The following is a 14,175-nucleotide window of genomic DNA, read 5'->3' on the forward strand; positions in this document are numbered from 1 at the left end:
CGCTCCTAGAATCTGCAACCATAATTTGTTTAGGAGGTTTTATCATGGAACATTTATTGCCCGTCCTATGGGTAATCGTCGCCATTGCACTGCTGCTATTCTTAACGGTAAAAGCTAAAATGCACAGCATGGTCGCCCTCTTATTAATCGCTATTTTTGTCGCCTTCATGGAAGGCATGGACACGACGACGCTCATCAAGACGATTACGAAAGGCGCCGGCGGCACCTTAGGCGGCGTCGGCCTGATCGTCATCCTCGGCGCGGCTCTCGGCCAGCTCATGACTGACTGCGGCGCGTCGAAAAAGATCGCCGATACGATCGTAGCCCATTGCGGCGTCCGCATGCTGAAATGGGGCGTGCTGGCTGTCGGCGTTATCTTCGGGATTTCCATGTTTTTTGAAGTCGCGTTCATGGTCGTCGTCCCTCTCGTCGTCAGCATCGCCAGGGAAGCGAAGATTCCCTACATGTTTTTGATCATTCCGGCCTTGGCGGCTATCGCGCAGGCTCACAGCCTCTTTCCCCCGCAGCCGGGCCCTGTCGCTTTGGTTGACGCCTTCGGCGCGGACAGCGGCATGGTATATCTTCTCGGCCTCGTCGTCGTCATTCCCTCTATCGTCTGCGCCGGTATTATTTTGCCGAAATTCTTAAAGGGCATCGATACCTACGCAGCGCCTAAATTGGGGAACATCGACGAAACGTCCCTCGGCTCGTTCAGACTTCCGCCCTTCTTGATCTGCCTGCTTATTCCCCTGCTTCCGGCAGTCTTCATGATCGGCCACACGGTCATTGCCAACTTCGCTGCCAAAGGCTCCCTCGTATACACCGTATTTGAGTTCCTGGGCAGCCCCAACGTCAGCCTGTTGGTAGCCGTACTGGTTGCGATGTACGTGTTCGGCGTCCGTGCCGGCCGTACGATTTCTGAAACGTCGGACTCCATTACGTCGGCGATTAAAGGCATTTCGACAGTTGTCATGATTATCGGAGCCGGCGGCGTATTCAAGCAGGTCATCGTCGACGCCGGCGTGGGCGAACACATTGCTGCCGCCGTTACGGGGTTGTCCATTTCGCCGCTGATTTTAGCCTTCTTCATCACCGTCATTATCCGCTGGGCTACGGGCCAGGGCGCTGTATCGGCTATTACCGCCGCCGGCATCGTAGCGCCGCTGATTCCCGTGTTCAACGTAAATCCGACCTTGCTCATGCTGGCGACAGCCGCCGGCAGCAATACGATTACCATGCCGAACGACGCGGCCTTCTGGATGATGAAGGAAACGTTCAACTTAACTATCGGCCAAACCTTCAAAACGTGGGGCTTGCTGGAATTAATCAACTCCGTCGTCGGGTTAGGCGTAGTGTTAATTTTATCGTTGTTCATTTAATAAGTACTAAGTTCATATACGAGCAGTAAAGGAAGCCGCCGCGCTGAAAGAAAAACTATATTCTTTATGCGGCGGCTTTTTACTGGAACAGGAGGATTTCTATGGCAAAGGTATTAACCATCGGCGAAGCTATGGGCCTGCTCATTGCTGACCGGCCCGGCGATTTGGCCGAAGTGGAGCAATTTTCCCGCCACGTCTGCGGAGCCGAATTAAATTACGCCGTCGGCATGGCCCGCTTAGGCCATGACGTATCCTATATTTCCAAGGTCGGCGGCGACCCCTTCGGCCGCAGCATCCGGGCCTTTTTGAAAGACAACGGAATCCATACGGACTACGTGCAGACCGACGAGGCCCATATGACGGGCTTTCAGATGAAGGAACGGGTCCTGGAAGGCGACCCGGCCGTGGCGAACATCCGCAAGTATACGGCCTTCTCCTTCATGACGCCTGACGACCTGCAGGGCATCTGCTGGGACGGTGTGACACATCTCCATACGACGGGCATTCCCCTGGCCTTGTCGCCGTCGTGCCGCCAGACCGTCGTGGCCCTCATGAAGGAAGCCCGCCGCCGCGGCGTGTCCGTTTCCTTCGATACGAACCTGCGGCCCATGCTCTGGCCCGATACGGAAACGATGGCCAGCGTCATCAACGATGCCGCCCAGTACGCCGATATCGTCATGCCCGGCCTCAGCGAAGGAAAGATATTGACCGGGCTGGACGATGAAAAGGCCATCGCCCGCTATTATCTGGAACGGGGCGCGAAGCTCGTCGTCATCAAGCTGGGCGGCAGCAGCGGTTCCTATGTTTGCGACGACAAATCAGAGTTCTATGTGCCGAGTTACCATGCAGACAATGTCGTCGACACCGTCGGAGCCGGAGACGGCTTTGCCGTCGGCTTTACCAGCGCCTGGCTGGAAGGCTTGTCTATGGAAGGGGCAGCGCAGCGCGGCGCGGCTATCGGCGCAATGGTTATCCAGGTTCCTGGCGATAACGAAGGCTTGCCGACAAGAGAGCAGCTGGCGGCATTCCAAAACGAACAAGCAGAATAGCAGATTGAACTACACCAAAACGGGTTGAGGAACGACATGTCCTCGGCCCGTTTTTTTGGTTATGCCGAGGCTTGTTTTGTATACTTTAATACACAATCGTTTTACTTTACAAAAGGATTTACGTAGTCTATAATGAAGGACAAAACATCATATTTTATCAATATGAGCGGAAAATTATGAAACGCGTTCTGCCCCTGCGCCTGGATCAGGCTGCCTCGGCGGGATTTGCGTCATGAGGAGGTTTTACCTATGGAATATCGTATTCGCCGGGCCCTGCAGGGCATGGTGCGGCACAGCTACCTGAAGGACGAGGGGACGGCTCTGGAGAAGGATATTATCGACTGCTCCCTGGGCATCAACCCCTGCGGCGTCACGCCGAAGCTGACGAAGGACATGTACGCGGCGACCTTCGACGTCCTGGCCAGCTATCCGGCTCATCCCTACGTGGAAACGCGGCGGCATATCTGCGAGTACTTTTCCGACGTCGCATCTCTGGACGTCAGCCAACTCAGCATGCAGAGCGGCTCCATGAGCGCCCTGCGGGCTGTCAACTCCATCTTTCTGGAAGACGGGACGCGGGTCCTCGCTCCCCAGCCCTGCTTTTCGTCGTATACGACGGACGCCCGGGCCTGCGGAGCCGAAGTCGACGTCGTGCCCCTGCGGGAAGAGGACCATTTCGCCTTCCCTGTAGACGAATACGTCGCGGCTATCAGCGAACATCACCGCCTGGCCTACCTGGACAATCCCAACAACCCGACGGGGCAGGCCTTGTCCATCGCCGACCTGCGGCGGATTTTGACGGTGGCCCGGGAAAAGGGCGTCCTCGTCCTCGTCGACGAAGCCTACGGCGACTTTTTGGACAAATCCGAGTCGGCCCTGTGCCTTCTCGGCGAGTTCGACAACCTCATCGTGACCCGGACGTTTTCCAAGGGCTTCGGCTTAGGGGCCCTGCGGGCCGGCTACATCGCCGTTCCCAAGGCTATGGCCGGTATTCTGGAAGCCTTCGGCGGCGAGATGAACCTGACGACGCCGGCAGCGGCCATGATTCCCGTCGTGTTGTCCGACCCGGCCTTCCTGGCCTATTCGCGGGATCTCATCGCCCAGAACAATCAGAGGCTCATCAGCGGACTGCAGGTGCTCAAGACGTCGGCGACGCGGGACGACGTGCCCATTACCCTGTTCTATACGGATCAGGACGTCGATTTGGGAGCCTTGTTCTGGAAATACGGCATCCGCGTGGAAAACGGCGTCGACTTCGAAGGCATCGGCAAGCGCCACGTCCGCCTGCGCGTGCCTCAGGACATTACGGAATTAGCGCGCCGCTTAGAGCGTATCGAAGCGGAACTGCAGGCGGCGCGATAAAGGAGAGATGGATATGAATCAAGACAGCAACACAAAAGTCAGCCTGCGCAACGTCATCATTTTCGCCGGCGCTTACTGCGCCTTCAGCATCGGGTCGGGCTATGCGACAGGCCAGGAAATCCTCCAGTTCTTCGGAGCCTTCGGCCCTCAGGGCATCATCGGCTGCTTCGTCAGCATGCTCATCTTCGCCTTTCTGGGCGGGGCCCTCATGCAGAAGGGCTACGATTTGAAGCTGAAGTACCACACCCAGGTCTTTCACTATTACTGCGGCAAGTACATCGGCACGTTTTTGGAATGGGTTACGATCTTATTTTTATTCAGCGTCGTGTCGATCATGATCGCCGGCACGGGAGCTGTAGCCTCGGAATACTTCGCCCTGCCCGGCGACGTGGGCAGCGTGTTTATGGCTCTCCTGTGCATCCTGTCCATCCTGCTGGGCCTGATGCGCCTGGCCGACGTCATCGGCTCCATGGGGCCGGTCATCATCTTCTTTACCATCGGCATCGGCATCCTGACAGTCCTCAACGCCAATACGGACTGGGCCAAGGGCTGGGAAGTCTTATACGACCTGCGCTCGACGAAATCCTGGTGGTTCTCGACGTACGACATCCTCGATTCGGCCTGGTTCAGCGGCGTCCTGTACGCGTCCTGCATGGTCTTCGGCTCCATCCCCTTCCTGACGGGGCTGGGCGGCAAGGCCAACAGCCGGCGCGAAGCCTTCCTCGGCGGGTTCCTCGGCGGCGTGGCCCTGATGATCGCCAGCGCCCTCATGATGGCGGCCATGCTCTGCTTCCCGGCGGAAGTAGCAAAGCTTCAGGTTCCCAACCTGTTTTTGGCCCAGCAGTTCGCTCCGGCCCTGGCCCTCATCTTCTCGGTCATCCTGCTCCTGGGCATTTACAGCACGGCGGCTCCCATGTTCTGGGTCGTCATCAACAAGCTGGAGCAGTGGATGCCCAACAAGACCGTCAAGATGGCCGTGACCGTCGTCCTGGGCGTCGTGGCCTACTTCGGCGCCCAGATCGGCTTCGGCAAGCTCATCGGCTTCCTCTATCCCCTGATGGGACAGGTCGGCGTGCTCATGATCATCGTCGTCCTGGTCAAGGTATTCATCCTGAAGGACAACAAAGACCCCGGCCTGGAACGGGAAGAATAACGTCTCCTGCCCTCTTGCCTCTGCGGCAAGGGGGTATTTTTCGTCAAAGTACAGAAAGAGGACGCATTTTTTGTATCGGTATACATCATTTTTTTAGCCAATGCATTTCAATTTGAAGCCGTAATATGGTAGAATATGAAGTATGGTAATTTTTTAGATACAGGGGACGCCAATGGAACAGTTACGATTACTGGAAAAAGAGCCGCGGGAAAACGTGCGGGAATACGCCTACCGCGTGTTGTACGATAACATCATGAATCTGCATCTGGTGCCTGGGACGGCCATGTCGGAACAGGAGCTGTCGACGATGCTGTCCGTCAGCCGGACTCCCGTGCGGGAGGCCTTTATCCGCCTGTCCCAGAAGGGCCTTCTCGACGTATTGCCCCAGCGGGGGACCTTCGTGTCTAAGATCAATACGGAGCAGCTGGCAGAATTCCGCTTTCTGCGGGTGACCATGGAGACGGCTGTCGTCGAGCTGGCCTGCCGGGAGTTTCCCGAAGAATACATGTGGAAGCTCCAGCAATGCCTGAAGGAGCAGGAGCTGTACCTGCGCCGCCGCGATGTCAACGGCTTTTTCGCCAGCGACAACCAGACCCACAGCATCCTGTACCAGGGCTGCGGCAAGCCGCATATCTGGCAGATCATCGAAAGCTCCACGGCCGACTACATGCGGGCCCGCGTGCTGAACATCGCCGCGGCGGCCGAGCAGATGAACATTCTCTACAGCCAGCATCAGGCCCTGGCGGAAGCCATCCTGCGCCACGACGCCCAGCGCGGCGTAGCCATTATGGAAGAGCATATCAACAAGGGCATTATCGACGTGGAAGTGCTGCGCAAGCAGTATCCCAATTACTTTAAATAATACATGTACCTTCCCTGCCGGACGATTCGGCAGGGAGGGTCTTTTTTTGTAGGCGGACATCGGATTGAAAATCGCCGCTATACGGCGAAATACAGCGGGACATCCCGGGAATATACCGGCGTATATCGGGCTAATATCGGCGCATACGGCGACGGGCCTATAGGCTTCGTCGGCGTCATTATGCCGATTTCCCCAACGATAGCCGCTGCGATACGTCCGTACCGTTACGCGTAACGTCTTATCTTTTCTTTTTGTTTTTTTTGTTTCTTTTTTAGGGTATACCGCTGTATATACATAAATGATGCGTGTTTTGATAGCGGACAAAGATGCTGAAACTGCATAGCTGAAGGGGAAATAAACGCTCCCTTCCCTGTCCCATATACAGTAGCGAGCAAAGACGGCCCCAGGGCGGGCGGAAAGGAGCAGCCCATGAAGAAGCTGCGGTGGTTTCAGACAAAGGTCGGGTTGTTTCAGGACCCACGTATGATGTATCTGCTGAGTCAGCCCAGCGGCGATTCCTATTTCGTCATCTGGTTTTATCTGAAGGACCTGGCCGGCATGGTCAACGACGACGGATACATTTACGTAGCCAAGGGGCAGGCCGTGACGACGGCCCTGCTGGCCCGACAGCTGCGCCGCCGCCGGGCCTTTGTGGAAAAGGTCCTCGACGTGTTCGAGCAAATCGACCTCATCAGCCGCGACGAGACGGGCCTGATCCGCATCGTGCCCTGGCATGAAATCCAGAGCTTTGACCGGGACGAGAAAAAACGCCGCGATGCCCGCGACCGCATGCGCCGCTACCGCCGCCGCAAGGCCGAAGGCAGCGAGGCGCGCTGCCATACGTCCGAAGCTCCGGCCGAAAGGGGTACAGCGGCGGAAGAATCTGTCTATGACCAGGGCTGCGGCGGCGAAGACTATGCCCGGCCGTCGGCGCAGGCTGCCCCGTCGGGATACGTCTGCCCTGACGAGATGGCGGCAGACGAAAGGGCTTCGGCCTGCCCGGACGGCGGTCTCGTTCCCGTTCGGGAAGGGGCTGGCTGTACGGCTGCCTCTTATGACGACGGCGAAGCCCCTGCCGTATGGGACGACGCAGCTCCGACGGCAGCTCCTTGGCAGGACGAAGAACGCCCTGGCCTGCAGGATACGTGCGCCCAGATAGCCGAGCCCGGCGGCGACAGCGGCATTGCACCCGTATGGACTACGGCAGCCCAAAGAGGCTGCGATGGTGCGAACGATCCGTCCCCTTCGGCAGGACGAGGCGCCCTGCGCCGCTATATGGCGGCCTTCGGCCAGATGAGCAGCCGCACGGCGGAAGAGCTGACCGACCTGGCCCGCTGCTGGGGCGACGAAGCGGTCTGCGCCGCCATAGACATTGCCAGGGACAACGGCGCGTCCGGCATTCGCTACATCCGGGCCGTCCTGGTCAACAGCGGCGGACGGCCGCGGCGAAGGGAGACGATGTATGAACGACGGGAGAAGGAATTTAATCAATACGTTGATACAATGCTTCGGCAAATCTGGGAATCCGACGGGGATGGCTGCTAGAATGCGCATCCTGAAGGACATGCTGCCGCCCATGACGGAGGATCAGGCCCGCGCCCTGGCGCGGCGCATCCTGGAGGTCCACCGCTTTGAGCCGTCCATTGCCGACGTACTCGCCCATTGGCGGGAGATGGAACGCCGCCGCCGGCAACAGGAAGGTGCAATCTATCTGGACGAGACGCCGCCGCGGATTTCCCACGCCGAGAGGAAGCGCCGGGCCGGCGAGCTGCGCCGCGTCCGGACGGCCCTCGGCCAGCGCCGCTCCGTGCCGGGCCTCGTCGTATCGGAGGGCCTGACGGCCTTTGCCCGGTCCTTTTTTCCCCACATGAGCGAGGAGCTCATCGAACGCAACAAAATGGAAATCGCCAACTGCCGGGCCGACCGGGAGCGGGAAGACCGCTGCGCCAGCCCCTACGTCACGATGATGGAGCTCGATGAGACGGGCTGCGTGACCCTGTACATGGCGAAGCGACCCAGAGAGGAGGATGCCCATGCAGAAGATCCTGCGCTTTTTGAGGTCTGTCGATAAACGGACCGTCGTCTTTATCATCCGCATACTGTATTTGCTGATTAGGAGGAACTATACCGATGAAAGTCTATCTCAATCCAGGCCACGACCGCCTGCTGGACAGCGGGGCGGTCAACGCCGCCCTGAACCTGCGCGAATGCGACCTGGCCTATGAGCTGGCCGAGGCCGTCCAGGCCTATTTGGAGCGAAACGGCGTCGCCGTCGTCCTGGGCCAGTCCGACGATTTGTACGCTGTCTGCGGACAAGCCAACGCCGCCGAAGCGGACGTATTCGTGTCCCTTCATTTCAATGCCTTCAATAAGCGGGCCACGGGCACGGAAACCCTCATTTCCAATACGCCCCAAAGCCTGCTCCTGGGCCACTGCATCCAGGCCAACGTCAAGGCCGTCCTCAACCTGCCCGACAGGGGGCTGAAAGAGCGGCCGGGCCTCTTCGTCCTGCGCAACACGGCCATGCCCGCCGTCGTGGTAGAAGTCTGCTTCATCGACAACGACTACGACATGCGCTGCTACGAGGCCCATAAGGACGAAACCGCCAGGGCCATCGCCGCAGGCATCATACAATATCCGGCCATGCGCGGCCAGGCTGCGGCGTAAGGAAACCTCAGGATTTTCGATTCGTTGGAAATCCTGAGGTTTTCTATATTGTTTACAAATCTTCGATGAATATGATCTATGAATATTCGAGTATTCGAAAAAGAAAGCTGCCGATTTTTGCATAGGTCGTATATTGCCAAGGCGTACGCATGTTTGGTATAATCCAAGTAGAAGGAGGCGAGGCCGTGAAGCGAATTAAGGACTGGGAAGAACTGACCATACAAGACAACTTTTTATTTCAAAAGGTCATGCGCAACAAGCGCCTGTGCCAGCATTTAATTGAGAAAATACTGCAGATTAAGATCGCCGACATTACTTATCCCGATACGGAGAAGACCATCGACATCCGGCTGGACAGCAAAAGCGTGCGCCTGGACGTCTATGTCAAGGACGATACGGGGCGGGTATTCGATATTGAAATGCAGTGTACTGACGAAAAGGACAACGGCCTGGCCAAGCGGACGCGCTACTATCAGGCCATGATCGATATGGACGTCCTGGAAAAGGGCGACGATTATAGTATGCTGAACCCGGCGTATATCATCTTTATCTGCACCTTTGACGCCTTTGACCGGGGCCTGCCGATGTACACATTTAGAAATCGCTGCGTAGAGCAGGATGGCATAGAGCTGAACGACGAGGCGACGAAAATATTTCTGAACAGCAAAGGCGACAGCGAGGCCCTCGACCCGGACGTGCGGGCGTTTTTGCGGTACGTCGACGGCAAGGCGGCGGAAGGCGTATTTGTACAAGAAGTGGATAAGGAAGTGCGGCGCGTGAAGCAGCACGATGAAACGAGGCGAGAATATATGACGTTGGCAATGGAATTAAAGCGGCAGCGGCAGGAAGGTATTGCAGAAGGCCTTGCAGAAGGTCTTGCAGAAGGCAGTGCAAACGAAAAGAAGAAAATAATAGTAACTATGCTGCAAAAGGGGCTATCTGTAGAATTTATTGCGGACTGTGTGCAGACGTCGGCAGAGTATATTATTGAATTGGGTAAAAAACAACATTTGTTATAACAGAGAGGCTGCTTGTGAAGGCAAGCAGCCTGTTTTGTATTGGGTAGTGTATCCGTACATGAAGCAGCACGATGAAACGAGGCGAGAATATATGACGTTGGCAATGGAACTGAAACGGCAGCGGCAGGAAGGTATTGCAGAAGGTACGAGAAACATGATTTTAGCCATGCTGCAAAAAGGCTTTTCTGCAGAAATTATTGCGGACTGTGCGCAGACATCGGTCGAGTATATTATTGAACTGGGCAAGAAAAATCATTTGTTATAATGGAGAGGCTGCTTGCGGGAGCAAGCGGCCTGTTTTATACTGGATTGTGCGTAGGTGCATGAAGCAGCACGATGAAATGAGGCGAGAATATATGACGTTGGTCATGGAATTAAAGAAGATGGCTTGCTGAAGGTGAGAGAACGAGAGCGCAAAAGGGGGCAAAAAATAAGGAGACAATGATGATATTAGAAATGTTGCGAGAAGGTATTTCTAAAGAGACTATTGCCAAATGCGCCCGTGTATCCGTTGAGTATGTAGTAGAATTAGGAAAAATGAATCATCTGCTGTAATTTGAATAAGGCGTCTGCGAGAGCAGGCGTCTTTTTTTGTAAGATACGATAGAGAGTGCTAGGCAGAAGGAAAGAGGATGCAGTGTCTTTTGATATGATACATTGATGGGGTGGAATGATTTGCGGAAAATGTAATAAACATCGGGTCTCGTCATTTATTTTAGGGGTGGCTTTAAACCATATAGTGTATTTTTATCCATTGGACATTAAACACTTCGTTTCGCCTGAATGGAAGTTTTTTACATTGCACAACGAGCTGCAATCGAAAAACGGCCTGATTTACAGGTATTGCATACCATAGGGTATAAAGAGGTGACGATAATATTTTAATATAGATTTAACGATTTATTCATAATTATTGGATTAGGGGATATTGCATTTGCCGATATAACATGCTAGACTAAAAAGTATATAGAAGGGGGTGAAACAGATGATCTCTAGCCGAAACGATTGGAATGGCATCGCAGGAGCGGACAAATTCCTGAAATTCCATACGGGGGGGGGGGTACCGTAGTGGTATAAATACTACCTCCTATACATGCTTTGGCGTATCGATGACCCGGCTTGGGGAATTCGTGCGTTCTTTTTCAGCGCCGTCCTTTGGGGGGTTCGTATACTCTGGCGATACCATGTTTTTCAGGCAGCATAGGTGTATGCTGTCTTTTTTGCGTGCCCGGAACTGCTTCGCCCGGCGCGCGCTCCGTGTGCTTGCTAGAGAATCCATAGGTTGCCTATGAAACGGAAAGCCATATGTCCCGTTTGCGGCAAAGAATTTGAAGCGGACCGAATCACGCAGAAATACTGCAGCAATTACTGCCGGCGCTACGCCCACCGGCACGGCGTAAACGATCACGGCCGGTCGTCGCGGAAAAAGGAAGCCCTGCGGACCTTTCACTGCCTGAAATGCGGCAAGCTGGTGCGGGTGACCGAGGCGACGGACCGGCGGACAAAATTCTGCTCGGCCCATTGTGAGCGGCTATACTGGAAGCACTCGGAAAAAGTCAAATCCCAGACCATACGCCACGCCTTTCACTGCCGAAACTGCGGAGCTTACGTGGAAATCACCGAGCCCTACGACCGGCGGATCGCTTTTTGCAGCGCCGCCTGCCGCCTGCGCTGGTTTTCCCTGCATCGAAGCAAAAAAGAACACGTATTACCATAGCAAGGAGGAAATAGGTATGAACCGAATATATAAAGTCATATGGAGTAAAGTAAAACATCAATACGTCGTCGTATCCGAACTGGCTCATAGCTGCACGAAGAGCACGAGCAGCCGTGTCGGCCGGAGCGCCGCCGCCGTATTGGCCGCCTTGGTGCTGACGACGGGCCTCTGCGCCGCGCCCGTACAGGCTGAAGAACTGACGGACCCCTACGCCCTGCTCAACGCCCAGGTAGAAGAAACGAACAGCACCTCTTCGGATACGCTGGTCACGCTCGTACAGAGCCCCTTGGTAAAGAGCGTTGCGCCCTTGGCAAATGAAGACGAAGGGCAGCCCGGCGAAGGCGGCAGTTCTACTGTTACGACGCCGGATGGACAGCATACTATTTACAATGAAGAAGGCTTTTATGCTCATAACGGTCAGGGAACGTATAATTCGCTGACGAAAGACGGCCTGTTTGTTGGGGGTACGGATAACGGCGAAGGGCTGTATGTTGATAACGACGGTAATATCTATACTGATGGAAATGCGGAAATAGAAGGAGCGTTCTCGGCGGCAGATAGAAACTTTGAAGTTAACGAAGACGGTACCTTATATGCACGCGCTGGACAAAGCCAATTCCAAGTCCGCGATGATTTAATCGGTATTCAGCAAGGAAAGAGCTACATTGCTGTAACGGAAGAAGACGGATCTGTTTTTGGCAACGGAGCGGAAGGCAAGGAAACGCAGATTAACGGCGATGTCGTTACGACGGGTACAGTTAATACAACAAATTTAAATGCTGGTAAAGCTGACGTTGAAGGGACGCTCACTGCTGGCAGCGCCGTTATTGAAGGCGCTGCTACCGTTGGCGGAAGCTTAACGGCTGGTAGTGTTCAGACAGAAGGCCAGTTGAAAGCCGGCAGTGCGGTCATTGATGGAAACACGACCATTGGCGGCATAGCGACGGTCGGCGGCCTGACAACGGAAGGAACGGTCACGGCCAATACTGTCGATACGAAAAATCTGGAAGCGGATAAAGCAACTGTTGATGGCAAGCTGACAGCTGGAAGCGCAAATATTACCGGGGATGCAGTCGTTGACGGTTCGTTAACTGCAGGAAGCCTTTCCACGGAAGGCAAGCTGACGGCAGGCAGCGCAGCGATCAATGGCAATGCTGACATTACCGGCACGGCGACAGTTGGCGGCTTGACGACGGGTGGAACGGTCACGGCAAATACCGTAGACACGACAAATCTGGAAGCGGATAAAGCAACCGTTGAAGGCACGGTAACAGCCGGAAGCGCAAATATTACCGGCGATACAGCCGTTGGCGGCGCGTTGACAGCGGGCAGCCTTTCTACAGAAGGCAAGCTGACGGCAGGCAGCGCAGCAATCAATGGCGATGCTGACATTACCGGCATGGCGACAGTCGGAGGCCTGACGACGAAAGGAACGGTTACGGCCAATACCGTCGATACGACGAATCTGGAAGCGGATAAAGCAACCGTCGAAGGTACGGTAACAGCCGGAAGTGCAGACATTACCGGGGATGCAGTCGTTGGCGGTTCGTTGACAGCAGGAAGTCTTTCCACGGAAGGCAAGCTGACGGCAGGCAGCGCAGCGATCAATGGCGATGTTGACATTACCGGCATGGCGACAGTCGGAGGCCTGACGACGGGTGGAACGGTTACGGCCGGCACTGTAGATACGACGAATCTGGAAGCCGGAAAAGCAACCGTTGATGGCAAACTGACAGCAGGAAGCTTTGCGAATACGAACGGAAGCTTTACCGTTGATGAATCCGGCAATGTAGAAGCTAACGACATGACGGCCAAAGGCGATGTAACAGGGGCAACGTTTGCTAATACGACGGATACCTTTACCGTAGATGCTGGGGGCAATGTGAAAGCAGCTGATATTACTTCGACCGGCAATGTCCAGGCAACTGGCGACGTAAAAGGCGCGACCTTCAGCAATACGTCCAATACGTTTAACGTCAATGCCGGCGGCGACGTGTCGGCTGCTGATGTGACCGCGACGGGAGATGTAAAGGGGAAGACCTTTGGCAATACGAGCGACAGCTTTAATGTCGACGCCAGCGGAAACGTGAAGGGCGCAACCTTTGCCAATGGTAATAATAGTTTCAGTGTAGGTGCAACAGGCAACGTATCTGCTAATAATGTAACGGCGTTAAACGAGGTATCTGGTGCGACCTTTGGCAATACAATAGATACCTTTAGCGTTGACGTTGATGGCAATATTACAGGCGCAAGCGTTAGTGTTGGTGACAAAACCTATATTTCGAGTACGGGACTAAATGCAAACAGCCAGAAGATTACAAATGTGGAAGACGGCAATCTTGCTTCTGGTTCGAAAGATGCCGTAAATGCTGGACAGTTGTATGATGTGAAGCAGTCTATTAAGACTTATGCGGACGGCGACGGGATTACGATTGCCGGAGACGACAATAAAATATCTGTGAATACTGGCAAAGGACTGGAAATTGCTGACGATAAAGTACAGGTAAAAGTAAACGGCAGTAACCTGACGCTGGATGACACGAACGGCCTGAGTCTGTCGACGACATTGACGGGGCTGACGAGCATTGGCACGGGCTCTCTGACGGCTACAGGAGATGTCACAGCGGCTAGCTTTAAAGTAGGCGATAAAACCTATATTTCGAGTACGGGACTGAATGCAAACAGCCAGAAGATTACAAATGTGGAAGACGGCAATCTTGCTTCTGGTTCGAAAGATGCCGTAAATGCTGGACAGCTGTATGATGTGAAGCAGTCTATCAAGACTTATGCGGACGGCGACGGGATTACGATTGCTGGAGACGACAATAAAGTATCTGTGAATGCTGGTAAAGGATTGGAAATTGCTGACGATAAAGTACAGGTAAAAGTAAACGGCAGTAACCTGACGCTGGATGATACGAATGGATTGGGCCTGTCGACGACATTGACAGGGTTGACGAGCATTGG

The 14,175-nt window shown here is 54.8% G+C and carries 12 protein-coding genes; all 12 read left to right on the top strand.

The window, feature by feature from the left end:
* Window positions 1–44 precede the first annotated feature (44 nt).
* Window positions 45–1,379 (top strand): gluconate:H+ symporter, encoded by a 1,335-nt coding sequence (locus tag E0L13_RS05645; RefSeq protein WP_168060896.1) that lies wholly within the window; start codon window positions 45–47, stop codon window positions 1,377–1,379.
* Between the two features lie 101 nt (window positions 1,380–1,480).
* Entirely contained in the window at window positions 1,481–2,428 is a 948-nt protein-coding gene (locus tag E0L13_RS05650) for a sugar kinase (RefSeq protein WP_168060898.1), read from the top strand.
* Between the two features lie 249 nt (window positions 2,429–2,677).
* Window positions 2,678–3,790: a histidinol-phosphate transaminase gene (locus E0L13_RS05655; RefSeq protein WP_168060900.1), complete on the top strand. Its 1,113-nt coding sequence runs from the start codon at window positions 2,678–2,680 to the stop codon at window positions 3,788–3,790.
* Window positions 3,791–3,803: 13 nt separating this feature from the next.
* On the top strand, window positions 3,804–4,943 hold the full coding sequence (locus E0L13_RS05660) for a hypothetical protein (protein WP_168060902.1): 1,140 nt from the start codon (window positions 3,804–3,806) through the stop codon (window positions 4,941–4,943).
* 172 nt (window positions 4,944–5,115) lie between these two features.
* Window positions 5,116–5,805: a GntR family transcriptional regulator gene (locus E0L13_RS05665; protein WP_168060904.1), complete on the top strand. Its 690-nt coding sequence runs from the start codon at window positions 5,116–5,118 to the stop codon at window positions 5,803–5,805.
* A gap of 429 nt (window positions 5,806–6,234) precedes the next feature.
* Complete coding sequence (locus E0L13_RS05670; RefSeq protein WP_168060906.1) at window positions 6,235–7,350, top strand: phage replisome organizer N-terminal domain-containing protein; 1,116 nt, start codon at window positions 6,235–6,237, stop codon at window positions 7,348–7,350.
* 1 nt (window position 7,351) lies between these two features.
* Window positions 7,352–7,876, top strand: a complete 525-nt coding sequence (locus E0L13_RS05675) for a hypothetical protein (protein WP_168060908.1) — start codon at window positions 7,352–7,354, stop codon at window positions 7,874–7,876.
* A 59-nt stretch (window positions 7,877–7,935) separates the two neighbouring features.
* Entirely contained in the window at window positions 7,936–8,472 is a 537-nt protein-coding gene (locus tag E0L13_RS05680) for an N-acetylmuramoyl-L-alanine amidase (protein WP_095629044.1), read from the top strand.
* 185 nt (window positions 8,473–8,657) lie between these two features.
* Window positions 8,658–9,491 (top strand): Rpn family recombination-promoting nuclease/putative transposase, encoded by an 834-nt coding sequence (locus E0L13_RS05685; protein ID WP_158099975.1) that lies wholly within the window; start codon window positions 8,658–8,660, stop codon window positions 9,489–9,491.
* A 97-nt stretch (window positions 9,492–9,588) separates the two neighbouring features.
* The gene (locus E0L13_RS05690) at window positions 9,589–9,756 is read left to right on the top strand and encodes a hypothetical protein (protein ID WP_168060910.1); all 168 of its coding nucleotides are present in this window, start codon (window positions 9,589–9,591) and stop codon (window positions 9,754–9,756) included.
* 1,023 nt (window positions 9,757–10,779) lie between these two features.
* Window positions 10,780–11,208, top strand: coding sequence for a hypothetical protein (locus E0L13_RS05695; RefSeq protein ID WP_168060912.1), 429 nt, complete (start codon window positions 10,780–10,782; stop codon window positions 11,206–11,208).
* 16 nt (window positions 11,209–11,224) lie between these two features.
* A partial coding sequence (locus E0L13_RS05700) for an ESPR-type extended signal peptide-containing protein (protein ID WP_168060914.1) occupies window positions 11,225–14,175 on the top strand: 2,951 nt, incomplete at its 3' end.

Source organism: Megasphaera sp. SW808, from assembly GCF_012027795.1.
Taxonomy (GTDB): domain Bacteria; phylum Bacillota; class Negativicutes; order Veillonellales; family Megasphaeraceae; genus Megasphaera; species Megasphaera stantonii.